This is a genomic window from Cellulophaga algicola DSM 14237 (genome assembly GCF_000186265.1).
GTDB lineage: Bacteria > Bacteroidota > Bacteroidia > Flavobacteriales > Flavobacteriaceae > Cellulophaga > Cellulophaga algicola.
In genome coordinates this window covers 3700971-3726925 of sequence record NC_014934.1, presented here as the reverse complement: position 1 = coordinate 3726925, position 25955 = coordinate 3700971, and the positions used below count along the sequence as shown (strand labels likewise).

The 25955-nt window shown below is 34.3% G+C and carries 19 protein-coding genes and 1 pseudogene; 9 read left to right on the top strand and 11 right to left on the bottom strand.

Annotated elements, in window-relative coordinates:
* Nucleotides 1-7: 7 nt before the first annotated feature.
* Together CELAL_RS16210 and CELAL_RS16205 are read right to left on the bottom strand one after the other, a co-directional pair.
* A complete protein-coding gene (locus tag CELAL_RS16210; protein WP_013551973.1) occupies nucleotides 8-961 on the bottom strand; it encodes a phosphoribosylaminoimidazolesuccinocarboxamide synthase in 954 nt (317 codons plus the stop codon).
* Nucleotides 962-1006: 45 nt separating this feature from the next.
* Nucleotides 1007-1960 carry a PhoH family protein gene (locus CELAL_RS16205; RefSeq protein ID WP_013551972.1) on the bottom strand — a complete coding sequence of 318 codons (954 nt, stop codon included), beginning with the start codon at nucleotides 1958-1960 and terminating at the stop codon, nucleotides 1007-1009.
* 127 nt (nucleotides 1961-2087) lie between these two features.
* On the opposite strand from CELAL_RS16205, the gene CELAL_RS16200 reads away from it, so the two are divergent.
* Together CELAL_RS16200 and dnaN are read left to right on the top strand one after the other, a co-directional pair.
* Nucleotides 2088-2918 carry an SAM hydrolase/SAM-dependent halogenase family protein gene (locus CELAL_RS16200; protein ID WP_013551971.1) on the top strand — a complete coding sequence of 277 codons (831 nt, stop codon included), beginning with the start codon at nucleotides 2088-2090 and terminating at the stop codon, nucleotides 2916-2918.
* Nucleotides 2919-3225: 307 nt separating this feature from the next.
* Complete coding sequence (dnaN, locus tag CELAL_RS16195) at nucleotides 3226-4344, top strand: DNA polymerase III subunit beta (protein WP_013551970.1); 1119 nt, start codon at nucleotides 3226-3228, stop codon at nucleotides 4342-4344.
* A 75-nt stretch (nucleotides 4345-4419) separates the two neighbouring features.
* Here the strand turns inward: dnaN and CELAL_RS16190 are convergent, their stop codons facing one another.
* A complete protein-coding gene (locus CELAL_RS16190) occupies nucleotides 4420-4758 on the bottom strand; it encodes a DUF4870 domain-containing protein (protein WP_041557776.1) in 339 nt (112 codons plus the stop codon).
* 68 nt (nucleotides 4759-4826) lie between these two features.
* Nucleotides 4827-5375 (bottom strand): hypothetical protein, encoded by a 549-nt coding sequence (locus CELAL_RS22400; protein WP_041557775.1) that lies wholly within the window; start codon nucleotides 5373-5375, stop codon nucleotides 4827-4829.
* A 470-nt stretch (nucleotides 5376-5845) separates the two neighbouring features.
* On the opposite strand from CELAL_RS22400, the gene mnmE reads away from it, so the two are divergent.
* The 6 genes and pseudogenes from mnmE to CELAL_RS16155 all read left to right on the top strand — a co-directional run bounded on the left by mnmE (nucleotide 5846) and on the right by CELAL_RS16155 (nucleotide 13342).
* Entirely contained in the window at nucleotides 5846-7258 is a 1413-nt protein-coding gene (gene mnmE, locus CELAL_RS16180) for a tRNA uridine-5-carboxymethylaminomethyl(34) synthesis GTPase MnmE (RefSeq protein ID WP_013551967.1), read from the top strand.
* A 215-nt stretch (nucleotides 7259-7473) separates the two neighbouring features.
* Nucleotides 7474-7740 carry a helix-turn-helix domain-containing protein gene (locus CELAL_RS16175; protein ID WP_052304013.1) on the top strand — a complete coding sequence of 89 codons (267 nt, stop codon included), beginning with the start codon at nucleotides 7474-7476 and terminating at the stop codon, nucleotides 7738-7740.
* Nucleotides 7741-7796: 56 nt separating this feature from the next.
* Nucleotides 7797-8339: pseudogene (locus CELAL_RS16170) on the top strand (integrase core domain-containing protein); the annotation flags it as partial.
* 676 nt (nucleotides 8340-9015) lie between these two features.
* The gene (locus CELAL_RS16165; protein ID WP_013551966.1) at nucleotides 9016-11076 is read left to right on the top strand and encodes an ATP-dependent helicase; all 2061 of its coding nucleotides are present in this window, start codon (nucleotides 9016-9018) and stop codon (nucleotides 11074-11076) included.
* 11 nt (nucleotides 11077-11087) lie between these two features.
* Nucleotides 11088-12488, top strand: coding sequence for an exonuclease domain-containing protein (locus tag CELAL_RS16160; protein WP_013551965.1), 1401 nt, complete (start codon nucleotides 11088-11090; stop codon nucleotides 12486-12488).
* 116 nt (nucleotides 12489-12604) lie between these two features.
* Nucleotides 12605-13342 (top strand): DUF3891 family protein, encoded by a 738-nt coding sequence (locus CELAL_RS16155; RefSeq protein ID WP_013551964.1) that lies wholly within the window; start codon nucleotides 12605-12607, stop codon nucleotides 13340-13342.
* 110 nt (nucleotides 13343-13452) lie between these two features.
* Here CELAL_RS16155 and CELAL_RS16150 read toward each other — a convergent pair whose 3' ends face one another.
* The 3 genes from CELAL_RS16150 to dinB all read right to left on the bottom strand — a co-directional run bounded on the left by CELAL_RS16150 (nucleotide 13453) and on the right by dinB (nucleotide 18288).
* Entirely contained in the window at nucleotides 13453-13902 is a 450-nt protein-coding gene (locus CELAL_RS16150) for a ferritin-like domain-containing protein (protein WP_013551963.1), read from the bottom strand.
* 164 nt (nucleotides 13903-14066) lie between these two features.
* Nucleotides 14067-17054: a DNA polymerase III subunit alpha gene (locus tag CELAL_RS16145; protein ID WP_013551962.1), complete on the bottom strand. Its 2988-nt coding sequence runs from the start codon at nucleotides 17052-17054 to the stop codon at nucleotides 14067-14069.
* 1 nt (nucleotide 17055) lies between these two features.
* Complete coding sequence (gene dinB / locus CELAL_RS16140) at nucleotides 17056-18288, bottom strand: DNA polymerase IV (protein WP_407636719.1); 1233 nt, start codon at nucleotides 18286-18288, stop codon at nucleotides 17056-17058.
* Between the two features lie 540 nt (nucleotides 18289-18828).
* On the opposite strand from dinB, the gene CELAL_RS16135 reads away from it, so the two are divergent.
* Nucleotides 18829-19311, top strand: a complete 483-nt coding sequence (locus CELAL_RS16135; protein ID WP_013551960.1) for a hypothetical protein — start codon at nucleotides 18829-18831, stop codon at nucleotides 19309-19311.
* A 366-nt stretch (nucleotides 19312-19677) separates the two neighbouring features.
* Here CELAL_RS16135 and CELAL_RS16130 read toward each other — a convergent pair whose 3' ends face one another.
* The 4 genes from CELAL_RS16130 to CELAL_RS16115 are packed head-to-tail and all read right to left on the bottom strand — an operon-like array spanning nucleotide 19678 to nucleotide 25803.
* Entirely contained in the window at nucleotides 19678-21003 is a 1326-nt protein-coding gene (locus CELAL_RS16130; protein ID WP_013551959.1) for a TolC family protein, read from the bottom strand.
* Between the two features lie 35 nt (nucleotides 21004-21038).
* Nucleotides 21039-24137: an efflux RND transporter permease subunit gene (locus CELAL_RS16125; RefSeq protein ID WP_013551958.1), complete on the bottom strand. Its 3099-nt coding sequence runs from the start codon at nucleotides 24135-24137 to the stop codon at nucleotides 21039-21041.
* Between the two features lie 3 nt (nucleotides 24138-24140).
* The gene (locus CELAL_RS16120; RefSeq protein WP_013551957.1) at nucleotides 24141-25199 is read right to left on the bottom strand and encodes an efflux RND transporter periplasmic adaptor subunit; all 1059 of its coding nucleotides are present in this window, start codon (nucleotides 25197-25199) and stop codon (nucleotides 24141-24143) included.
* A gap of 1 nt (nucleotide 25200) precedes the next feature.
* Entirely contained in the window at nucleotides 25201-25803 is a 603-nt protein-coding gene (locus tag CELAL_RS16115; RefSeq protein ID WP_013551956.1) for a TetR/AcrR family transcriptional regulator, read from the bottom strand.
* Nucleotides 25804-25955 lie beyond the last annotated feature (152 nt).

Below are 25955 nucleotides of genomic sequence, written 5' to 3'. Positions count from 1 at the left end.
TTTGTACTTAGCTTTTATTTAAATACGCTAAAACATTAGTTTCTATTCTTGTTTGAATATCTGAAATGTTAGCTTTTTGGAATGATTCTCCTACGATATTCTCATATAGTTCAATATACCTATCTGATACCGTTGTAATATAATCATCAGACATTTCTGGTACTTTCTGACCTTCTAAACCCTGAAAGTCATTAGAAATTAGCCATTGACGTACAAACTCTTTAGAAAGTTGTTTTTGCATCGCCCCATTTTTTTGCCTTTCGGTATACCCTTCCGTGTAAAAATAGCGTGAAGAATCTGGAGTATGTATTTCATCAATTAATACAATTTTACCGTCTTTAGTTTTCCCAAACTCATATTTGGTATCAACTAAAATTAAACCTCTCTCTGCTGCAATTTCTGTTCCTCGTTGAAAAAGATCTTTGGTATATTTTTCTAGGATGCTATAATCTTCTTCAGAAACAATTCCTCTTTTTAAAATATCTTCTCTAGAAATATCTTCATCATGATCGCCCATTTCTGCTTTAGTCGCTGGCGTTATAATAGGTTCAGGAAATTTATCATTCTCTATTAACCCTTCTGGCAAAGCTACTCCACAAAGCATTCTTTTACCTGCTTTATATTCACGAGCTGCATGCCCAGACATGTATCCACGAATTACCATTTCTACTTTAAAAGGCTCACAAGCATGCCCAATAGCTACGTTAGGGTCTGGTGTTGCTAGCAACCAATTGGGAACAATATCTGACGTATCTGCCATCATTTTCGTTGCAATCTGATTTAGTATCTGACCTTTATAAGGTATACCCTTTGGCATAACAACATCAAAAGCAGAAAGCCTATCTGTAGCAATCATTACCATAATGTCATTTGCTAAAGTGTACACTTCTCTTACTTTTCCTTTATAAATACTAAGCTGTCCTGGAAAATTAAAATTTGTATCTGTAATTGTATTGTTCATGCTCTTAAGGAATGCGTTGACTATTATTATATATTAAATTGAAAGCTAGTTTTGGTGCTCTAAACCTTTATAAGCTTCTATTACTTTTTTCACTAATTTATGACGGATAACATCTTTATCATCTAATTGGATAATTGAAATTCCTTCTACATTTTGTAAAACTAACAAAGCTTCTTTTAATCCTGAAACGGTTCTTCTAGGTAAATCTATTTGCCCGGGATCTCCCGTAATTAAAAACTGTGCATTTTTACCCATTCTTGTTAAGAACATTTTCATCTGGGCATGCGTTGTATTTTGGCCTTCATCTAAAATTACAAAAGCATGATCTAATGTTCTACCGCGCATAAATGCCAATGGTGCAATTTGTATGGTACCATTTTCTATATAAAAAGCCAGTTTTTCTGGCGTAATCATATCGCGTAACGCATCGTATAAGGGCTGCATATACGGATCTAATTTCTCTTTTAAATCTCCTGGCAAGAACCCAAGGTTTTCACCTGCCTCTACTGCTGGTCTCGTTAGAATAATGCGTTTGACTCTTTTCTCTTTTAAGGCTTTTACAGCAAGTGCTACCGCGGTATATGTTTTACCCGTACCCGCGGGGCCAATTGCGAAAACCATGTCATTTTTGCGTACGGCATCAACCAATTTACGCTGATTAACGGTTTGTGCTTTTATCAAACGACCGCTAACACCATGAATGATGACTTCTCCACTACTTTCAGAAGCCGACAGATCATCTTCTGCAGTACTCATAAGCAAACGTTCAATACTATTCTCGTCTAACTTATTATACTTCACATAATGTTCCGTAAGTGATTTAAAACGCTGATCAAACTCTTCCAGAAGTTCGTCATCGCCATAGACTCTAATCTTACTTCCTCGTGCTACAATTTTTAGCTTTGGAAAGTACTTTTTTATCAAGTCTATATTTTCATTTTGCTGTCCAAAAAAATCTCTAGGACTAATTTCTGTGAGTTCAATTACAAGTTCTTTCAAAGAATATGGGATTTAATTACTTACCTATTAAATATTAATTTTAGTTGCCTTAAAATTTGTGTAATTTTGTTAAACAAACTTAAGTAAAAATCAGTTTCATAAAGTAAAAAAATATCAACAGTCTTACATGGCAATAATTACATTAACTACTGATTTTGGATATAAGGACCATTTTGTTGGCGTTATTAAAGGTGCTATTTATTCGGAATTAGCCGACGCTAAAATTGTTGACATCTCTAATGAGATAAGTCCGTTTAACATTCCAGAATGTGCTTATATTTTAAAAAATTCTTATAAGAGTTTCCCTAAAGGCACCATACACATTGTAGGGGTAGACTCTGAGCCAACCCCTGAAAACCAGCACATTGCAATCCTTGTAGATGGTCATTATTTTATTACCGCAAACAATGGTGTTATTGGTTTAATTACTTCTGAGATTACTCCTGAAAAGGTCGTTGAAATTAATATTCCCAATCCAGAACATGGATCATTTCCTGTGTTAGATGTATTTGTTAAAGTTGCTTGTCATATTGCGCGCGGTGGCACTTTAGAAGTTGTTGGTAAATTGTTTAATAAACTAAAAGATATTCGAGAATTTGCCCCTAGAATTACAGAAAATGGCAATGGTATTGTTGGGAGCGTAATTTATATTGATAATTTTGGGAATGTCATTACGAATATAGAAAGGCATACTTTTGAAGCCTATAGAAAAGGGAGAGATTTTATTTTAAATGCTCGAAATAAAAAAATTACTAAAATCTATAATAAGTATAGTGATATTATAAATTTTGATTTAGAAAAAGATAGACGAAACGGCCCAGGAGACCTGTTAGCCCTTTTTAATTCATCTAACTATATAGAATTAGCCATCTATAAGAGTGATTTAAATACTGTAGGAGGAGCCTCTACCCTACTCGGTTTAGATTATAGAGATACCATCACCATAGATTTTAAGTAAAATAGAGTAGGTTTTAGGCTACTTATAAACATTGTTAAAAACGAGTATTCTAAATTTGTAAAAATTATACACTTACTTTTAAAAGGTTTTCCTTGATTAACAGTAGGTTTAGACGTTAATAATAGACAATAATTATACTATATTTGTAGCAATTGATAGGGCAATAACTGTTGATAAGTTTGTTTCATTAAAAACAACAATTAAAATATCTTTGTTTTTCTTGCGACGGTCTAAGTAACCAAAGAATTTTAATATTCTAATTACTAATTCATCGACAGATTTTAAGAGAAAATAAAACACATAAGGAATGAAATTTATAGTATCTAGCACGTATTTACTTAAACAATTACAAGTTTTAGGTGGCGTAATTAACAACAGCAACACACTACCAATTCTAGATAATTTTCTATTTGATTTAAAACAAAACCAATTAATTGTTTCTGCTTCTGATTTAGAAACTACGATGAGTTCTGTTTTAAATGTAGATTCTGATAATGAAGGTTTAATTGCAGTTCCTGCAAAACTATTATTAGATATATTAAAAACCTTTCCGGAGCAACCCTTAACATTTGTTGTTGAAGACAACAATACAGTTGAAATAAGCTCTAATCATGGTAAGTACGCTTTAGCCTATGCAGATGGTGCTGAGTTTCCTAAAGCGGTAGAATTAGCAAACCCTAGCTCTACAACTATTATTGGAGACATATTAGCAACAGCTATCAACAAAACAATATTTGCTGCAGGTAATGATGATTTAAGACCCGTAATGAGTGGTATCTTTTTTCAGTTTTCTCCAGAGAGTTTAACCTTTGTAGCTACTGATGCACATAAATTGGTAAAATACCAAAGAACAGATATTTCTGCTTCGCAAGTTGCAGAGTTTATTATGCCGAAAAAACCTTTAAATCTTTTAAAAGGTATTTTAGGAGGTAGTGAATCTGACGTAACTATTGAGTACAATGAAAGTAATGCAAAATTTAGTTTTGAAAACACAGAACTTATCTGTCGCTTAATAGATGGTAAGTATCCAAACTATGAAGCGGTAATCCCTAAAGAGAATCCAAATGTATTATCTATTTCTAGAAATCAGTTGTTGAGCTCTGTTCGTAGAGTTTCTATATTTTCTAATAAAACAACGCACCAAATACGTTTAAAAATTGCTGGTGCAGAACTTAATATTTCTGCTGAAGATATTGATTACAGCAATAAAGCAGAAGAGCGCTTAACATGCTCATACCAAGGCGATGATATGCAAATTGGTTTTAACTCAAGATTTTTGGTTGAAATGCTAGCGAACTTAACCTCTGATGATGTTTCATTAGAAATGAGTTTACCAAATAGAGCTGGTATTTTAACTCCTGTGGATGGTTTAGATGAAGGAGAATTGGTTACAATGCTTGTTATGCCTGTAATGCTTAATAATTAATACCAACCAGATTTTTATAGAAAAACCCCAATTACTTACGTGATTGGGGTTTTTTATTTTTAATAAAGTATTTGATTATAAAAATTTGATACTCATAGGATAATACGGTTGTTGATCATTACTAACTCGTATGGCATTTACTATAGGAAATACAAAAGTTAAAATCCCTAATATTAAAAAACCTAATACCCCTAAGCCGAATAAAAGCACCATAGGAATACAAATAATAAAATAGATAAACATACTAATTCTAAAATTCATAATTGCCTTTCCATTCTCTTCCATATTCAATACCGAATCTTTTTGGGTTAACCATATTACTAATGGAACTATAAACCCTCCAAAACCTGTTACAACATCTAATAATTGACTTAAATGGGTAATGACTAATAACTGTTTGTTTTCTTTTTGCATGATATTTTGATTTTTGATTGATGTACTAATAAGACGCATGAGAAAACAAATTGTTACAAGAAAAAAAATTATTGTTTACGTTCTAACTTTCTTAATTTTTCTGATTCCTTTAAAATTTTGATGTTTTCTTTCGAAATTTTATCATTTAACTTGCCTATATCTACAGGAGAAAGTTTGCCTTTACGCTGACCTTCTGCAAGTTTCATATCGTATTTAGCGATTTTGTCTTCACTTTTTTGAATATCTTGTATTTTATCTGCTATTTGATCTTTTAATTTTTCGGCCTTTTTAGCTTCCTTTTCAACTTTCTTTTGTTCTTTCTCTGCTTGTTTCTGCTCTTTCGCTATTTTCTTCTGCTCTTTTTCTTTTGCCTTTTGTTCTTTTTCAGCCGCTTTCTGCTCTTTTTCTTTTGCCTTTTGTTCTTTTTCAGCCGCTTTCTGCTCTGCTTTTGCTGCGGCAGCTTCTACTTTAGCTTGTTCTATTTGCTTTAAATCCTCTTGTTCTTTTATCATATCTTTTACGACTATGATAGAATCTTTAACTTGTTCTGTTTCTTGTGCATAAGATTTTCCTAAAGAAAATAATGCAATCATTGCTACTACTGCTAATTTATTCATATATAATTTAATTGTTAATGGACAACGAATGTACAAAATAGAATGAATCACCATCATAAAATATTTTTATTTTGTACGTTGTAAAATCCCCTCTATTGCGGGTCTAAAAAGGTATATATCAAAAAAAATGCCGCTTTTATAAAACGGCATTTTTTCCTGCAATTATTTTAAAATACATAGATCAACACATTATAGATTATATAACCACAAACCACTCACAAACAACAATTTATACATACACAGACATAAGCCTTTATTCCTGAATTACAGTTGCAAAAAAGTATTTTGAAAATTTCTTAAACCAAACTTTAAAACCTAAGCTTACTATTTTATACATTCCTTTAACGAATAGATGACTAAGCAATATTTTTGACCTTTTACAGCCTAGCATTCCTCTAATAAATGACTGCTAAATCTAGATATTATACTATGGTAGTAGATTACCAGATTCTATTTTATATTTTTGCATCATGATACAACAAGATACTATAGTAGCACTAGCAACACCATCTGGTGCGGGAGCCATTGCTATAATTCGCCTTTCTGGTAATGATGCTATTACTATTGCTTCAAACCATTTTGTATCTAGGAAAGGTAAAAAACTATCCAACCAAAAGACACACACCATTTTATTAGGACATATTGTAGATGGAGACCGTATTTTAGACGAAGTTTTAGCCTCTATATTTAAAGGACCTAATTCTTATACTGGAGAAAATATAGTAGAAATTTCATGCCATGGCTCCACCTATATTCAGCAAGAAATTATCCAATTATTTTTAAGAAATGGATGCAGAACTGCAGACGCCGGAGAGTTTACCTTACGTGCCTTTTTAAATGGAAAGATAGATTTAAGTCAGGCTGAAGCCGTAGCAGATGTTATTGCTTCGGACAATGCTGCGAGTCATCAAATTGCCATTCAGCAAATGCGTGGCGGGTTTAGCAATGAAATAAAAGAATTGCGAGCAGAGCTAATGAACTTTGCTTCCTTAATAGAATTAGAGTTAGATTTTTCAGAGGAAGATGTGGAGTTTGCGAATAGAGCGCAGTTTCAAGACCTTATCAATAGAATTACGTTGGTCTTAAAACGTCTTATAGATTCTTTTGCTGTAGGGAATGTAATAAAAAACGGAATTCCGGTAGCTATTGTAGGCGAACCTAATGTTGGAAAATCTACCTTATTAAACTCGCTATTAAACGAAGATAGAGCTATTGTATCTGATATTGCGGGTACTACCCGTGATACTATTGAGGATGAACTATCTATTGATGGTATCGGATTTCGGTTTATTGATACGGCAGGAATTCGTGAAACGCAAGATATTGTTGAAGGTATTGGGATAAAGAAAACATTCGAAAAAATAAAACAAGCAGAAGTTGTCCTTTATTTAATTGATGGTGCACTTATAAAAGAGAAAAAACAGATAGACGCTTTAAAAATAGAAATTGAAAAGATAAAAAATCAGTTTCCACAGAAATCTATTCTTTTGTTGGTCAATAAGGCAGATAAAATAGCTACTGAAACCACCACGCTTATTTCTTCTGAAATGGCATCATTATCTGCACAGCTGAAAACTATTTTTATCGCAGCGAAAACGGGTGAAGGCGTAGAAGATTTAAAAGAAGAATTATTAGGACTGATAAACACAGGAGCCCTTAGAAACAACGAAACTATTGTAACCAATTCTAGACATTACAATTCACTTTTAAAAGCCTTTGAAGAGATTCAAAAAGTACAATATGGAATGGATTCTGGTTTTTCTGGAGATTTATTGGCTATAGATATTCGTCAAGCATTATTTCATTTTAGTGAAATTACTGGTGAAATATCAAGTGATGATTTGCTAGGAAATATATTTGCTAATTTTTGTATTGGAAAGTAAAGCAATAAAATTTGGTATGGTAAAGGCACATCGTTTACAAAGTTAAAGGCACATGGTTTACACTTTTTTAAGGGTTAATTTGAGATAAAAATCAAATTATCATGCCTTGGAAAGTAAGCACAACAATGGAGCAAAAAATCGAATTTATTTGTGAATGACGTACAGGAAAGTATACTATAACAGAATTATTTAAAAGTTTTGAAATCTCTCGACCAATGGCTTATAAGTTGATAAGTCGGTTTGAAAATCGAGGTTATGAAGGGCTAAAAGAGCAGTCAAGAGCACCTGGCAAACACCCCAATGCAACCAATGAGAATATCGTTGATAGTATTGTAAAATTAAAGAAGAAATATAAACTCTGGGGAGCTAAAAAAAGTAGAGCGATATTGTTTAAAGAACTTTTAAGTCAAGAAGTCCCATCTGTGGTTATGTTCATAATATTCTTAAAAGAAACGGTTTTCTATGTCCTCAAAAAAGGATGAGAAGAGTCAAGCCAGTCTTCCCCATATTTGACCCTTAATCATGTAATGAAGTTTGGAGTGCAGACTATAAGGGAAAGTTCTTAATGGGTAATAAAATATATTGTCATCCATTAACAATTGCAGACTCTAAAAGTCGATTTTTATTCTCTGCTAAAGGTCACTATAAAGAAAACTTAAAGTCTGCTAAGGCAGAGTTTAAAAGGGTTTTTAGAATATATGGAATTCCTAAACAAATACACACATATAATGGTAGTCCTTTTGGTTCTGTAAGGGCAATACAACGTTTTACACAACTCTCCTACTGGTTTATTGAACTAGGTATTAGTCCTGTGTTTTCTGAACCTGCTAGTCCACAAAATAACGGAAGACATGAACGCATGCATCGTGATTTAAAAGCTGCTTGTGCCAAGCCTTCTGTATATTATTTAAAAGCCCAACAAAGACGTTTAAATCACTTTGTAAAACAATATAATACCATAAGACCACATGAAGCATTAGATATGAAAACATCAGCTGATATACATGACTTCTCTACGAGACCCTTCCCCGAAAGAATACCCAACTTTGAGTATGACACGAAGTTAAAATACTCAAAGTAACAGAAAGTGGAGCTGTAAGATGGAAATCTTATTTTTGCGTATATGTATCCGCTGCTTTAAAAGGTAAACACGTTGCAATTGAAGAACTTGGCAATGGAATTTGGAACGTATTTTATAGAAAGGTATTTTTAGGTTACTTTGATGAAAAACATCTTAGAAATAAACAACAAGCAACAAAGTTAGAAACTAATTTAGTGCAAAGTCTAAGCTTTAACTTGTGTTAACCATGTCTCTTAACGAACGGAATCATTTATTTCTAACTCTAATTATATAAAACGGAGAACTCTTACAAAGTTTAAATATACTTATTTACTCTAAAAATCTTAAAACTAAACAAAATCAAACTTTTGAAAAGAATTTAATTTAAGACTTCAATGGTAATCCATTATAAAATTTTTCAGAAAACTATTCTAGCATTTTAAATAAAAAGACCAATCTTAATTAATTTTATATAAAGGCTATACACTAGAGATCATTTTTTTAAGAATTGTTTTCGCAATGACGCCATCTGTATTGTAAAATGTATATCGTAGACGCCTGTACTTTATACCTAGTATAGGTTCTTGAATAACTGTGGAATTACACTATGTAAGAAAAATTCCTTAATTTTGGAAATTATCCACTTAAATGGAATATATCCATAAGGAAATTAATCATTCATTTTAATCGTAAAGGAATGCATCTAAAAGAAGAACTTAATCAGGGACAACTAAGAGCAGTAACCTATGATGGCAAACATCTACTGGTGCTTGCAGGAGCAGGTACCGGAAAAACACGTACCATTATTGCACGTGCTGCACACCTCATTGCATCTGGCGTTGATCCTTCAAAAATACAAATTCTAACCTTTACTAAAAAGGCCGCTAATGAAATAGTAGAGCGTGTAAAAGCTAGCTTACCACAATCTAATAGTCAGGCTATTAGCGGTGCTACATTTCATTCTTGGTGTAATCAATTAATACTAAAATACCCTAATTTATTTGGTGCTGCCGCCTTTACAGTCATTGATCCTGACGATCAGTTAGGTATTATGAAAATGATCTCTGGTACGCATGCGGATACCTACGCGAAATTGCGGATTAAACCGCAGCAACTGCTAGATATCTATTCTTATGCTAGAAATACGAAAAAGAACTTAACGGCATCTATACGTATTCTTCTTTTTAAAAGTAAGGTAGATAAAGACACAGATTATGAGATTGCTGCGATGAAACCCCATGTTGAAGTCCTCTTGCGCGCCTATCAACAAAAGAAAATGGAACAACGCTATTTAGATTATGATGATCTCTTATTGGTAGTAGCTACGCAGTTAAAAACAAATGCTGATGCTCGGGAACTATTAGCTCAAAATTTGGAATATCTGCTTGTTGATGAAATGCAAGATACAAATCCGCTACAGTGGGAATTATTATCGCCATTCGTTGAAATCTGTAAACTATTCTGTGTTGGAGATGACGCCCAATCTATCTATTCTTTTAGAGGAGCTGATTTTAAAAATGTGCATCAATTTAAAGACCGTGTACCGCAATCCGAAGTGTACAAATTAGAAAAAAACTACCGGTCTACGCAAGAAATTTTAGATCTCTCTAATTGGTTATTAGACCATGCTACTATTGATTACAACAAACGCTTGGAAGCGGTTCGTGGTCCTGGGGAAAAACCTATTATTTTGAATGTGAGTGATGAATGGCAAGAAGCGAATTGGATTGCGGATGAAATCTTGAAAAACTATACAGACGAAGATCGTAATTTTGCAGACCACTTGATATTATCGCGGTCACAGTATTACACCAAATCACTACAAGCTGTTTTTATAAGAAGAAAAATACCGTATGTGACTTACGGGGGTCGCAAATTTTTACAAGCTGCCCATATAAAAGATTTAGTATCCTTACTAAGGATTGTAAATAACCCCTATGATGAAATAGCATGGGTTCGGTTTCTGACTTTCTGGGAAGGCATCGGTGAAGTTAGGGCTTCACGAATTATGGCGGCAATTATTGCAGACGAAGGAAAAACAGCCATTGCCACCTTACTAGCTGCGAATATTTCGGGTACGGATGGTCAAATAATATCAGAATTGTACCGGGCCGTTACCCAAGAAAAAGGCAAAGTGGGGAAAATGGTAGAAATCTCCTATGAAGCTATGGCACTAGGCTTAGCTTTTAAATATAGAAAAGATTGGACCGAAAAACGGAAGGCTGATTTTCCTGTTCTTAAATTATTAGCCGAAAGCTACGCTAGTTTAGGGGAATTTATAGGAGAAGGCCTTTTAGATAATGCGGAAAAAATGAATGGCGCTAATGTGCTAACGGAATCTAAATTAAGTACGGACGAGCAAAAAGATCATGTGATTATCTCTACCATTCACTCCGCAAAAGGTTTAGAGGCAGATGTGTGTATTGTGCTTAATGTATCCCCAAAATCATTCCCGTCTGCGTATTCTCTTGATGATATTGATGCTATAGAAGAAGATCGTCGGGTGTTGTACGTAGCGCTTACGCGTGCAAAAAACAGACTTATTATTACCAGAAACACCGCATCTATTTCGGCAGTTCATGCAAGATCTACCCCTACCCAAGATGGAAAAAATACCGATGATGCGGAAACGTATTTTCTAACAGGCCTACCGGAAGCACTGGTGGCACAGGAGACTGTTGGGCATCAATTCCATCAGGTGAAAGATGCGCCGAAGCCTAATACCATTGATTTATCCTCCGGGATGGATTTTAATTAATGTCCTAGCTTATGACAAATACGAATTATGCGGTTGTTTCTATGATTAATTATGGCCGCAAGCCCTTATATTTTAGAACGGTAGGTATCGTGATCCATAAATGTATTGATGGCGATTGGACGTGTGTACTTGCCACTCACATTAACCCAGAAGAGCGTATCCCCTTATACATCCAAGAAGCAACAGGGCTAACAGATGTAGCCTTGTTAAATGCTCCAAGCTTTTCAGAAGTTGCCGATACCATTCTCAGGGAACTTCAGGGGTGCATTTTAGTAGGGCACAATATATCCTTTTTACACTATCATTTAAAAACGCAGTTTCGCCATATCGGGTATGCTTTTGATATGCCGCAACTATGTACCGTAAGACTTTCTAAGAAATTGATTCCGAATATGGCATCCTATGAATTACCTTATCTAACTAGTGTGTTAGGAATCCCTTTTGATGTAGCAGATTCTTTAGAGGAGTCTAATGATGCTACGAGCGCACTCTTTCAAAGATTGCTAGCTTTAGATGAAAACGAAGAAATAATAACAGCACTACTTCAACCTAAACCAAAATTAAATTACCGGATTCCCAAGCATATCGCCGAGGCACAATTGGATCGATTGCCTAAGGTGCCAGGAATTTACAAATTTCAAAATGAGGATAAAAAAGTTATCTATGTAGGGAAAGCTAAAGACATAAAAAAGAGAGTTTTAAGTCACTTTACGGCCACAACAGAAAAAGAACTGCTGTTATGTACTGCTACTTATTTTATTGACTTTGAGCCTATGGGGAGTGAGTTAGTAGCCTTGTTGCGAGAAGCAGATTTAATAACAAAGCTAGACCCCTATTACAACTATATTCAAAAGAAAAAACACATCACCTATTTGATTGTTCCCATCCGAAATAAGAAGGGCATTCTACAATTAAAAGTAGAGCGAAGACCGTTTCAACATACCCCCACAGAAATTTTCTTGAAACGATCTTTAGCTATTGAGCGACTTGCCCAGCTTACAGAAAAATTTGAGTTGTGTCCTAGCTTTACAGGGGTACACAATTTAAAAACAAAATGCAGCACTATTAGTTCTAGTAGTTGTAAAGGTATCTGTAGGGAAGAAGAAGCTATTGAAGCATACAATGACCGCGTAACACAGGCACTGGATCATTTGAATAACGAGAATGAAAATTTCGTAATTCTTGAAAAAGGCAGGAATACACAGGAACGAAGTTTTGTTTTGGTACTACACGGTGTTTACCAAGGTTTTGGTTTTATAGACAAAAATGAATTGGTGGAAGGAACTTCTGATTTACTGCATTTGATGGATGCTAAAGAGCACTCTTTCCATTCTGCTAAAACTATTTCCGCATATCGAAAACGTAATCCGTATAAAATTAAATTTCTAGAAACAAAAAACTACACGCACTAGATTTAAATGGTAATCATCAAATGCATTAAATATTTTATGAATTATAGTATTAAAAAGGAGCGAATAATTGGAACTTTAGGCTTAGATAGGTACCGTTATTAATAAAAGCACTCCTTATGATTGTTAGACACCATACCGATGGATGGAAAATTATTTCGCATTATACACACGGCTTATTGGCTGGTAAATTTGCGTATCAATTAAACCAAGAATTGCGGCACACTCATTGGGTAGAGACCTTAGCTGCAATAACCGATCATGACGATTATATGGTAGATTTTGATGCCACCAATTATTTGACCAACGTAGGAACACCTAGAGATTTTATGATGGAGGGTGGCTATGAGAAAGATGCTATTGCCCATGCAAAAAAATTGTATAAGGAGTCTAAACAAAAATCGGGTTGGATTGTTTTGCTAATTGCTAGGCATCTACAATTTCTGTACGGAAACGATACAAACAAAGAAATGAAACACTTCTTGGCGGAAATTTATGAAAAAAGCAAAGTACAGCGAAAACTATATGGAATCAATAAAAAAATTGAAGATGATTTGTATTATATTCTCCTTTTTTGTGATCGGTTATCACTCATAATTTGTGGAGAAGAGGTTCCTAAAACGGGGCGAAAGCTGGAGATAAACACCTCAATAGAAGACAAAACATATCATATAAATAGGAATGAAGATGGCACATTTTTAGTGACTCCGTGGATTTTTGAAGCTGATTGCTTTGAAGTCGATTTTGAATACAAAATAGTAAATCAAGTAAATTTTGAATCCAACAAGGAACTAGAAGACGTATTGGAATTGACCGCCGTACATCTACAGAAAGTAACTTTCAGAAATTCAAAATAATGAGCACGTATAGCTGGCTACGCTATATGGTTAGGAATCATAATCACACTTAAAATAAGACCTAAAAAAGCCCCAAATTTAGGGGCTTTTTTTTTCGTTTTTAATAAAAATTAAATGACATCTTCTAAAGATTTGATCTTTTCTAAATCTTCTCTGATCCATGTTATTTGTTGTCTAAGAAGCGTAGCGACCGCTACAGGCAAATGAACCTCTGACAAAACTTCATTGTATTCTTCTATGGCAGCTTTGTCTCCCCTAATGGCTTCTTCAAGCATGGCTTCATCATCGTCACTAGAGAATGCAGCTTTTACATCCATCCAAGTTCGGTGCAAGGCTCCAGTTACACTGCCATCTATATCCTCTCTTAAATTAAGAGCAGGTGCCGCAGCTTTTAAACTGATAAGGAAATTTTTTCTTTCTAATACTTTATTACTAAAATAGCTTTGGAGACCAATTCCCTTTGCATTTTCGGCTGCTTTTTCATAGCCCATTATAGCATCTTCATTTTTTTGAAGTATGGAATTAATTTTAGTTTCAATCTCTTTTATATCTGAATTCATAATTTTTAGTTTAAATGGTACTGTTTAGCGTACCGTTATTGATAACCTAAAGATACCCGCTGTGGGAAGAATAAATTATTTCAATCAAAAGTGATATTAACTTAAAAGAGTTGCATAGGCAGTAGCGCTTGTAGAGGCGCTTATGGCAAGTATTTCGGTAGCGTCTATTTCTTTAAACTTTCAAAAGTAGGAATATCAGAAGCTCTAGGATCGGTTTTAAATGCTAGTTTCTTGGTCCAAATGGCAGCTATACTACAGTGTCCAAATTCTTCGGTTACTTTTCCATAGCATGCATACACGCCCATGCCGTGAATAGGATATTTATCTACTACATTGGTAAAATGTACCACATCAAAATAATCGCCTTCTTGATCTACAAAAGTACTCAAACGCATATTCTTGTTGTTCTTCGTCGTATTAAAACGGGTATTTACGAGAATGCCATAAAGCAGAAGTTCTTTATTATGGTGATGCTGCATGTCTTGAGCTTTAGCGTCGCTTAAAATTTCTTCTGATATCAAATCAAAATAACTATACAACGGAAACCCCAAGAGTTCTATTTGATCATAGGCTTCTTCTACCCAACTATGTGCTAATTTAGGAAGCTCAAACTGTTTGTGTTTTGGTTTGAATAATGACGGATTCCCAGAGCGTTTCTTGAGGGCATTAATTTTAAAGATGCCTTGCCAATGCAGTTCGTTCTTTTCTAGCCCTGTAAATTTAAAAGCTCCTATTCTAATAAGAATCGCCAACTGCTCTATGCTAATGATTACACGGTCTATAAAATCATCTAAAGATTTGAAAGCACCGTACAATTGCCGTTCGGTTAAGAAACGTTGCACCACCAAATTTTCTAGATTTTTGAGATAGCCAAAGCCTAAATAAATAGCAACTCCCTTAATGGTATTGTGATGATCACTTAGATTAATACAAGGCGCATGTATCTGTGCGCCCCACATCCGAGCTTCATGAATGTAATGTTCTGTGCTGTAGAAACCACCACCATTATTTAGTACCGCCACCATAAATTCTAAAGGATAGTAGCATTTTAAATACATGCTTTGGTAACTCTCAACAGCATAGGAAGCAGAATGCCCTTTAGCAAAGGCGTAGCCTGCAAAACTGGCAATTTGGTCCCATACTTCTGTAGTTAAAGCATCCGGATAGCCTTTTGCCTTACAATTACTCCTAAACTTCTCTTCTACGCGGGTAAATTCTGCTCTAGATCTAAACTTACCACTCATACCTCTACGCAAGACGTCTGCTTCTCCTAAATCTAAACCCGCAAACTGATTGGCGACTTTTAATACGTCTTCTTGATAGACCATAATACCATAGGTTTCTGGCATAATTTGCGCTAAAATAGCATTGGCCTCTTTTCTGCGCTCTGGCTCACGATGTCTGCGGATGTATTCATTCTTCATTCCAGAACTAGATACTCCTGGGCGAATAACAGAACTTGCGGCCACCAAGCCTAAATAATCATTGACTTTTAGCTTACACATTAAACCACGCATGGCAGGAGACTCTACATAATAGGCGCCAATGGCTTTTCCTCTGCTTAATAAGTTATTGATATTCGCATCGTTTTTAAATGTTTCTATTTGGGTGATATCTATCTCAGGAACCTCTGGCCTATTCACTTTGATGATTTCTATAGCCTCTTTAATTTTCGCCAATCCACGTTGTCCTAGAATATCAAACTTAAAAATACCCGCATCTTCTGCAATAATCATATCAAACTGCACCGTTGCAAATCCTTTAGGCGGTAAATCTGTAGCGGAATAATAATGAATAGGCTGGTCTAGTATTAGAATTCCGGCAGAATGCACACTTAAATAATTGGGAAAATCTTTAATGAGTGCGCTGTACTTTAAAACTAGTTTCCCCATATCATCTAAATTATTTTCAGAAAAATGACCCTTACAAAGCTTGTCTATTTCTTCTTTTGGGAGGCCGAATACTTTTCCTAATTCCCGAACTACGGCTCTATATTTAAAAGTATTATAGGTGGCTAATAATGCGGTGTTTTTAAAACGACGAAAGATATAGGCGGTGACATCTTCCCGATCTTTCCAACTAAAATCGATATCAAAATCTGGTGGAGAAACTCGATAGGGATTGATGAAGCGTTCAAAATACAAATCTAATTCAATAGGGTCTACATCTGTAATTCCAATAATATAGGCAACTATACTATTGGCACCACTACCCCGCCCCACATGTAAATAGCCTTTAGAATTGGCGTACTTAACAATATCATGATTGATTAGAAAGTAAGACACAAAATCCATTTTTTTAATGGTCTCCAACTCCACCGCCAGGCGCTTACTCACGGCATCGGTACGGGTAGGATATCGTTTGGGCAAACCGTCCTCACAGAGTTGTTGTAAGTAGTTAAAATCTTCTTCTTTTGAGGTTCCAAATACCTGTTGGTTTTGAGAAACCCTACTTGCTCCAAATCCAAAACCCACATTACACTGCGCCATTAAAGTCTTGGTATTTGTTACCAATTGTGGAAAGTCTTGAAAGGCTTCTAAAAGTTTCTCTTTTGATAGCATTTGCTCAGACAAACGCCCCTCTTCTGTCTGCTGTAGTTTGCTTAATAAGGTGTTGTTTGCAATGGCACGTAGCAAGCGGTGTGCATTAAAATCGCGCTTATTACGGAACGTAACTGGTTGTTGGATGACTAATTTATCAGTATAGGATTTGTATTTTGAAAAAGGTAATCGCCTTAAATTTTCTACAGAAATACCGATGTATTCATGCGCTTCAAAATTGATTTTCTCTAACTGTAACACATTTTCAAAAGGATAAATAATATATGCATGCTCAAATACTGGTGCTATGGGCGGTAATTTGATGTTCTTATGGGAGTGGAAAGAAAGAAACGCATTGAGTTCTCTGAAGCCTTCGTTATTTTTAGCAATACCCACATAAAGTTGCTCTGCGCCATTTCTAAAATCGATTCCAATAATAGGTTTAATACCATATTCCTTAGATTTTCTAACGAAATTCATACAGGCAGAGGTATTATTGATATCTGTTAAAGCTAGCGTAGCTATATGATTTGCCTGCCCCATCTTCAAAAGTTCTATTTCTGAAAAGGTGCCAAATCGTAAAGAGTAGTATGAATGACAATTGAGGTACATATTATTGTTTTCGGTGTGCTAATACAATAGGAGGTTCTCCGCTAAATGGATTGTGAAACCTACCAATAGTTTTTGCGCCCATAGAAGTAGCGCGCATAATACTTTTCTCTCCATATTTTTTTCGGATATGATCCATCGCATGGTATAAACTGAGCATCTCTTCAGTATCATCAAAAAGATTAATCTGATAGTTTCCTGTGACAATATCACTAAACTTTACGCCTACCAAACGGATTAATAAGCGACGCTCATACAGGCGCTCAAACAGTTCAATTATTTTAGGTATTAAAATATGATCTGCACTGGTATAGGGTATTTTAATTTGTTTGGAATAGGTCTGAAAATCGGAATACCGTATTCGTACCGCAATACAGGCCGTTAACTTATCTGCCCTTCGCAATTGATACGCCAAATTCTCTGCCATTGCAGTAATGGTAGTCCGTAATTGCACCATATTGGTGGTGTCTTTTGTAAAGGTGCGCTCCGTTGAAATAGATTTACGCTCGTGGAACGGAATTAGTGGAGGCCTATCAATACCATTGGCACGTCTCCAAATAGTTTGTCCATGTTTCCCCAAGGCACTGACCATCATTTCTAAAGGCATTTCTTGAACAATATGTACTTTGGTAATGCCTAAGTTGCGAAGTGTCTGATAGGTCTTTGTACCTACCGATGGTATTTTCTGAATGGACAAAGGTGCTAGAAATTGTTTTTCTAGGCCTGTATCTACCCGCATTTGATTGTTGGGTTTAGCTTCCCCCGTAGCAACTTTGGAAACTATTTTATTAGAAGACAATCCAAATGAAATAGGCAATCCAGTTTCTTTGATGATCGTATTTCGTAGCTCTGTTGCAAATTTATAGGTGCCGAAAAATTTATCCATTCCAGTTAAATCTGCATAGAACTCATCAATACTTGCTTTTTCAAAAACAGGCACTCGTTCTTTTATAATCTCTGTTACTAATTGGGAGTGTTTGGTGTAGGTACTAGAATCTCCTTTAATAACCGTTGCTTCAGGGCACAACTGCCTCGCCAATTTCATTGACATTCCTGAATGTACACCAAATTTCCTAGTTTCATAACTACAGGCAGCCACTACACCTCTATCTCCAATACCTCCAACCAGCAAAGGTCGCTTGAGTAATTTGGAGTCGATTAAGCGCTCACAAGACACAAAAAACGTGTCTAAATCTAAATGTAGTATGGATTCTGTTTTCATTAGGATAAATTCCATTATTATGGAATATTTCCAAAATTAATTATTTTTTACTTGCTAAGAAGAAGTTTAACACTATTGTTATTAACAAGGCTATTTGTAGTGCATTTAAAAGAAGAGTACATGCAGCATAATAACTAGTGGACTTACAACAACCAAACAAGAGTACTTTAGGCGTACCAGAAACAGGTACATTATTTAACGGATTTATTAATTTAGAGACCTCATAAATAAGCAACTAGGGTTCCATACTTAAAAAAAAGTACTCTATTTAAAGTATGGTATTCAAAAAAATAAAAGAATTTATAATTGAAAACAGAACCACATCAGGTTCATTTCAATTTGCAGCTATTTTGGTAGGTTTTCTAATCTACTTAATTGTTGCTGTCCTACAACCATAAACCTTCTACGTAGCCTTATTATTCTAATAAACACTTAACTTAGCGTATAACACTTATCTTTTTTACCAAAACAAAAACTTAGCTTTTTCAACATATTATATAAAAGATATAAAGAACATGTGTTTATTATATAATTGTTACCTGCAATTACTAAAAAATGTTCGAGTTTGAACACAAAATTGAATTTCAAGATTCCGATACAATAGAATTGTTTGGTCAAGACCATTTTGGTGATAAAAGTACTTTTGGGAATTTTCATCAGACTAGATTAAAGGTTGTTTGTGATAAATTATGTATGACAGGATTTCCAATAAAAATATCCGATTTACAATTTGACAAACATCAAGTTATCAAAGACAAAAATGAATTTGATGTTTGGCTTAAAAAGAATCAGCCTTTTGAATGTAAATGTTCAGATAAAAATAACACCAAAGAGAAAATATTCCATTTTAAAGAAAATAAAAGAATCTTAAAAGTATTAAAATTGAACATTGAAAAAGTAATGTATTTCAAAACACTAAAATTGATGCAGACGGAAGGTTTCCATACGATTATAAATATGGAAGAAATGCCGGCCAAATTCAAGAGTATATTAAAAATGTACCTTTTAGTAGAAATAATATCTCTGAAGATATTTTAACTAGGCTTGAGACGCAAATTCCAAACGTATATCAATTAATTCAAGGATTTAATAGCAGTAATGAAAAGGTTAATTTTTTAGATGATAAGGACAAAATATAGGTGTTTTTACAGTAGTAGTTATCTTCATCTGTACTGTTTTGCCCCCATAAATCAAAAGAAATTTCAAGTAAAAAAAATATTTCTAAAAACAGGTTTTAATGCTTATCAAATAGTAATGATACCCAAGCAAATATTCTAAGTAAAATTAAAACATCATACCTTAGCAAAAAGACTAAACGTAATTACGAGAAAGCTCATCAAACTATATTTTAAAAAAGCCATTGACTAAATGAGTTTATCAGTCTATCAATAGCCTTATAACAGCTTAATTATCTAAATTGGGAATCGGGAGTTCATTAATACTATATAAGTACGTGGCTTCTTTTTGTTTATAATCCGCAATAGCATTCACAATAGCAGCATCTGCTTCTTCTTTTGTTTGCCTTGCATTCAATAGATCTGTCAAGTTGCTTAAACCACTGTCATAATTATCTCTTTGAGATTTTAAGTTTTGGATAGCGTATGCTACTTTATCTTTTGAATACTGAATGTGCTTATTTGCCGTTTGTAAGTCATACCAGTTTTTCATAATATATTTAGTCAATTGATCTTTAACCTCATCTCTACTATTCTCTGCTATTTGTACATCTATCTCTCGCTGTTTGATTTGTTTTTTCTCTTTTCCCCAAAAAGCAGATATAGGAATAGATAGCGTCCCAAATGCAATGGGTTGTATTGCGGTATTAAAGTCATTCGTAAATGTCCCGAGTTTTGTAGCATTTATTCCTATGGCTATTTGTGGTAATAAATCTGCTTTTTCATTTTTTACTTGCAAATTTGCAGCACTAACCTGTTTTTCTGATAATTGATAAAATTTATTATTGGGTAAATCAATAGTCGGACTTGCATACACCAAATCTGCAGGGATGACATTTTCATTAAATCCTTTTTCGGCTACGAGCGTAGTATCAAACGGAATGCCCACATATAAAGACAAGTCTAACAAAGCTATTTTTCTAAAATTAGACAGTTCCAATTCATTCACGAGAACACCGCTTTTTTCTACTTTTACTTGTAATAATTGACTCTTAGAAATTAATCCTTCATACAATAAATCTTCCTGTTGTTTTAAGAGTTCATTCAAATACGTTTTCCCTGCCTTTACTACTTTTAGCTGTTCTTGTATTTTAAGAAGCTGCCAAAACTTTAGCTCTGTATTTAATACTACGGAGTCTATAGCGGTTTTACTACTTATTCTCTGACTGTCTAACTGCAAATCTGCCAGCTTGTTCCCTAACTTTATTTTTCCGCCTGTATATATTGGCTGTGTGGCAGTTGCACCTAAACTATATAAATTATCAATCCCATTAGGTAAATAAGTAGGTATTGCTGGTACTAAATATTCAAAACCATATAAAGCAAATCCGTTAGCACTCACTTCTGGAAAATAAGTATCAAAAGCCTCTTTTTTCACCAATTCTGCTCGCTCAACACGTAGCGAATCATTCTTTATAGTACGACTATACTGTAAGGCAGATTTTTTTAAAGCTTCCAAATTCAATGGCTTTTCTTGAGCGTAACTGGAACTATACCCAAACAAAAATAAAATTACAAGCATTACTAGTATTGTGGCTGACTTATGTTTATTCATAATCTCAAATATTATATTCAAATAATTTTATCTTCTTATTCTTTTATTTCTTTTTGCACTTCATCTGCTCTAAAGAACAACCAATAAAGTATTGGAAGAACAAACAGCGTTAATACCATAGAGACTAAAAGTCCGAATGCAATAACAGTACCTAAAGGCCCCCATAAACTAGATCTACTAATAATCATCGGCGTTACACCTACAGCCGCAGCTGCCGAGGTTAAAAATATAGGTCTCATTCTGCGTTGTGCAGAAAGTATTGCTGCTTGTTTTATTGTTTTTCCATGGTGGTTATACAACTCATCAGCATAGTCAATAAGGATAATACCGTTCCGCACAACAATACCACATAGTGCTAATATTCCTAAAAATGATGTGAATCCGAATGGATATTGCATTAACAACAACCCAATTGCAGCACCTAGTATACTTAGTGGCATGGTAATAAAACTTAAAAAAGCATGTTTATAAGATTTAAAGTGCCAAATAAGAATTAAAATAATTAGTACCACACTAACCATTAGAGAAATCCCCATAGGAAGTAAGTTTTCCTCTGACAATTCTTGTTCACCACCATAGGCAACTTTAATAGTACTAGGTATATGTAGCGTCTCTATTTTAGGCATAATTTTACTTAGAACTACATTTGCAACAGCACCTTTTTCAATATCTACTCTAACGGTTAAACAACGCATACCATTTTGTCTTACAATTTGCTGTTGTTCCCATTCTGGTTTAATCGTAGCAACTTGAGTCAGCGGTATTGTTTTACCCGTTCTTGGTACAATTACAGAAAGTTGCTGTAAATCTGAAATGGTTGTAGCGGTATTATTTTCAGATTTTACTTTAATATTTACCGCATAATTACCCTCGTAAATTTGGGCTGCCTGTAAGCCTTCCATATGCATTGCAATAGTATTAGCAATATCATCCTTAGTTATTCCGGCTTGTGTTGCTTGATCTTCTTTAATAGCAATACCGACCTTACTATACATTTCTCCATAATCTGTTCTAGACCAAATTGTTTGTGGGGTTTCTCTTGATAGGTTGATGATAGAATCTCCATATTTTTTTATTTCCGAAATATTATTCCCGTAAAGTTTAATTTCAATAGCCGCAGGCTTCCCTACCATGTTAAGCTGTTTCATTCTTAAATAGGCATTGGGAAACATTTGAGCATACTTTGTATCATACTCTTTAAGAACGGCTTCTGTATCATCGTTAGATGTTGTGGTAACCAATATTTGGGCATAATTTTTAGCGGGTAAATTTGGGGCATAAACCATGTGAAATCTTGGCGAACTTTCACCAATAAAGCTGGTATAGTTTACAATACGCTCATCTTTAGCTAAAACTTTTTCAAACGCATTAACAATTTTCGCGGTCTCTTCTAAATTACTGCCTTTACTTAAATTGACTTCTACTGCAAATTGATTTCGTTCTACGATAGGGAATAATTCTTCACTTACATTGGAGAAAATCATGACTCCTAACACAATAGATAAAACCCCTGCTAAAACAGTAATTTTATAATGCTCCATCGCCTTTTCAACACTCTTATTAAAAAACGATTGAATGTAATCTAACATAGATTTTTTATGCTCCTCTCCTTCTTTTTTATCAGAATGCAATCCTTTCTTAATAAATACCGTATTCATATGTGGTACAAGTAAAATAGATATTGTTAAGGATAAGAATAGTGCTATAGAAATAGTAAACGGAAACGTACTTAAGAAATCTTTCGCCGTTCCGCTCATAAAAAACATCAGAGGAAAAAATGTTGCCGAAATGGCTAATGTTGCCGTAAATACTGATGGAAATAACTCCGTTGCACTTTCATAAGCCGCTTCCCATCTTGTTTTACCTTCGTCTAATTTTTCTATATAATTATCAATGACTACAATAGGGTCATCTACCACGATACCTAACACTACAATTAATGCGGCTAGTGTAACGGTATTTAGCTCCATTCCAAAAATGTACATGACTGCCAAAGTCGCTGCAATTGTAATAGGGATAGTCGCTGCGGCTAAAGATGCTACGCGAAAGGGCAACAATAACATACTTACCAAAATAACACCTAACAAGGCATAACCAAACTCTTTCATAAAATGACTAATAGAATGGTCTACAGCTTCTGGTTGATCTGCAATAGTTCTAATGCTAATATCGTCTGGTAAATTTTGCTCTAACTGAGCTAAGTGTTCTTTAATCTCTTCCCCAAAATGAACAATATTATTTCCTTTCGTCATCTCTAAGGTAATAATGATTCCTTTGGAGCCATTGGTTTGTACGTAAGCATCTGGATCTTCGTATTCACGTTTTACCTTTGCCACATCACTTATCCTTACAACGCTACCATTCTCATCTGATTTAATAATATGTTGGGCTACAGCTGCTATATTAGTCAAAGATGCATTGATATGTATTGGATAATCAATCCTATCGCCTTCTAAAGTTCCTGCTGGTTTTATACTACCTTCTGTCTTTAGGCTCTGCATAAGCATCGCAGGACTAATCCCAAATTGAGCTAATCTATTTGGATCTGCATATACTGCAATCTGTTCTTTAAGTCCACCTGAATAGCTCACCTTAGCCATACGGTCTATTTGCCTTAGATTATCTATAATTTCTTCTACATGTAATTGTAAATCTTTATAAGGCCTAGTTTTAGACTCTACCGCCAAAATCATTGCAGCTGTATTCCCAAAATCACTATTAACCACAACGCCTTTTACCCCAGAAGGCAAAGATGTTTGTTGAAATATAAAAAGATTGTTTTTTAGTTTATTCCAAAATTGCTGGGTTTCATCTTTACTCACTTTATTAGAAACTTCTAAGTACACATAACTCATTCCGTTTTGAGAATAGGAATACGTTTTTATCTTATCTACTTCATTATAACTAAATAAATATTCCTCCAGCTTTGAGGTAAGTTGTGCTTCTACCTCTTCTGCACTCGCTCCAGGATAAAAACCTACCACAAGACCTGTTCTCATAGTAAAATCAGGAAACTCATTTCTAGACATATTAGTAAGCCCCAATAAGCCAATAATGAAAAATGTAACTGCTAAAGCTATGGGGAATGCTTTATTTTTCATTCCCCAAGCTATAAGTGATTTTTTTTCTTTCATCTTTTAATTGCTTAAAATATTTATAGGGGTATTATTGGTAAGTTTATGATAGCCAGATGTAATCACTTTATCGCCCTTACGTAATCCTTTCGTTATGGCGATACCATCATTATAAAGTTTACCTATTTCAACTATTTTACGTTGTGCAGTATTGTTTTGCTCATCAACAATAAAAACAAAATTGTCTCCTTCATCTGTAATAGAGACCACATCAACAGGAAGTTTTATTAAAATAGTATTGGAGTCTGAATCAGAATTAGCAGTAGCCCCTTCTATAGTTGTGGTACAAGTCATTCCTGGCTTTAATAGATTTGCAGTATTATCGATAGTTATTTTAGCTTCATAAACAGGATTTTGATTCCCGGACTGTACTGCAATTTCTGTTAGTTTCCCAGGAAACGTTTTATTTAATGCTGCTATATACACTAGTGCACTACTCCCCGTTTTATAGGTATTTATTTCTTGATCAGATAATGAAACTATAGCGTGTACTTTTAAAATAGCGATAAGTTCTATTACTGGCATTCCTGGAGAAGCAACAGCTCCCGATTCCGTTAATTTTTTACCAACATACCCATCAAAAGGGGCACTAATGGTTGTTTTATTTAAGTTTTGTTGGGCTGCATTCGCTGCCGCTTGTGCTTGTTTGTAGCTAGATCTAGCTTCAATCATTCGTATTTCTGCAATACTTCCTTTCTCAAACACATTATTTATACGCGTATAATTCTCTTTGGCAAGATTTGCCTGAGCTTTACTCGCTTCATATTGTTCTTTATAGGTGGATGGGTCTATTGAGGCTATTATTGTTCCTTTTTTTACATAATCTCCAAGATCTACACGTAAAGATGTAATAGCACCAGCAACTTGAAAGCTAAGGTTTGTTGTTTTAGATGATTTTATAATTCCTGGATAGCTATTTGTAGTACCCGCACCTACATTCTCTCCACCAATGGTAATCGTTGCTACCCCTACCGGATTTATTTTTTTTGTGCTTACTTCTTCTCCACAAGAGACCATTAAAAACCCTAATAAGATTGATAATAAAAGTTGTTTATTTGACATTTTAGTTACTTTTTAATGACTTTATAATTAATTGGTTGATCCACTTTATTCTTGTTGAAACATCGCCTTTGATGGTCTCATACAAATAAATTTCTTTTTCTATACTGCTCGTTGTTGTTACAATCGCCAAGGCTAGAAAGCTAAAATTTTCTTCCGCTATTGGTGTTATTTCTTTTTTCTCTATAGCCCATTTTAAGCAGTTTTCTATTAGTTTAATCTCTTTCTCTCTAAAATTAATTAAAAGGTGAGAGATGAAATCTACATCTTGTTTTAAATCTGACAATAAATTATTATAAGCCTCCATTCCTGCTTTCAAATGATTTATGCGTTCTTCCGTATAAATTGAAAAGTTTTCTTCAACAGTATTTTTTCTAGTTAATTTTGAACTAAAACTATCAAACATAGCCTGATAGAAATCATTTACAAAAGCCCGAAATACATCATCTTTATTTTTGTAATAATAATATAAGGTACTCCTCCCCTTTCCTGATGCTTTGGCTATATGTTCCATTTTGGCATTTTTATACCCATACTGCTTAAAGACTTCTTTAGATGCTTCTATAATTTGATTTTTCACAAATTCATCTTTGGTCATGTTCGACATATCTGTATAATTTGTTTAATTTTCGACAAAAATAACAATTTTGTCTAATTAAAAATTATCTTATTAAAATTTAACACAATTTTTATTCTTCAAGACTTATCTATTTTTAAGTGTTGTTATTTAGAAAGTTTTAATACTAAATTTCCCTGTTA

Bases quoted from the DNA above. Each gene is read 5' to 3' on its own strand.
- CELAL_RS16210 (WP_013551973.1), bottom strand. From the start codon at position 961: ATGAACAATACAATTACAGATACAAATTTTAATTTTCCAGGACAGCTT.
- CELAL_RS16200 (WP_013551971.1), top strand. From the start codon at position 2,088: ATGGCAATAATTACATTAACTACTGATTTTGGATATAAGGACCATTTT.
- dnaN (WP_013551970.1), top strand. From the start codon at position 3,226: ATGAAATTTATAGTATCTAGCACGTATTTACTTAAACAATTACAAGTT.
- CELAL_RS16190 (WP_041557776.1), bottom strand. From the start codon at position 4,758: ATGCAAAAAGAAAACAAACAGTTATTAGTCATTACCCATTTAAGTCAA.
- CELAL_RS22400 (WP_041557775.1), bottom strand. From the start codon at position 5,375: ATGAATAAATTAGCAGTAGTAGCAATGATTGCATTATTTTCTTTAGGA.
- mnmE (WP_013551967.1), top strand. From the start codon at position 5,846: ATGATACAACAAGATACTATAGTAGCACTAGCAACACCATCTGGTGCG.
- CELAL_RS16175 (WP_052304013.1), top strand. From the start codon at position 7,474: ATGGCTTATAAGTTGATAAGTCGGTTTGAAAATCGAGGTTATGAAGGG.
- CELAL_RS16165 (WP_013551966.1), top strand. From the start codon at position 9,016: ATGCATCTAAAAGAAGAACTTAATCAGGGACAACTAAGAGCAGTAACC.
- CELAL_RS16160 (WP_013551965.1), top strand. From the start codon at position 11,088: ATGACAAATACGAATTATGCGGTTGTTTCTATGATTAATTATGGCCGC.
- CELAL_RS16155 (WP_013551964.1), top strand. From the start codon at position 12,605: ATGATTGTTAGACACCATACCGATGGATGGAAAATTATTTCGCATTAT.
- CELAL_RS16150 (WP_013551963.1), bottom strand. From the start codon at position 13,902: ATGAATTCAGATATAAAAGAGATTGAAACTAAAATTAATTCCATACTT.
- CELAL_RS16145 (WP_013551962.1), bottom strand. From the start codon at position 17,054: ATGTACCTCAATTGTCATTCATACTACTCTTTACGATTTGGCACCTTT.
- dinB (WP_407636719.1), bottom strand. From the start codon at position 18,288: ATGGAATTTATCCTAATGAAAACAGAATCCATACTACATTTAGATTTA.
- CELAL_RS16135 (WP_013551960.1), top strand. From the start codon at position 18,829: ATGTTCGAGTTTGAACACAAAATTGAATTTCAAGATTCCGATACAATA.
- CELAL_RS16130 (WP_013551959.1), bottom strand. From the start codon at position 21,003: ATGAATAAACATAAGTCAGCCACAATACTAGTAATGCTTGTAATTTTA.
- CELAL_RS16125 (WP_013551958.1), bottom strand. From the start codon at position 24,137: ATGAAAGAAAAAAAATCACTTATAGCTTGGGGAATGAAAAATAAAGCA.
- CELAL_RS16120 (WP_013551957.1), bottom strand. From the start codon at position 25,199: ATGTCAAATAAACAACTTTTATTATCAATCTTATTAGGGTTTTTAATG.
- CELAL_RS16115 (WP_013551956.1), bottom strand. From the start codon at position 25,803: ATGTCGAACATGACCAAAGATGAATTTGTGAAAAATCAAATTATAGAA.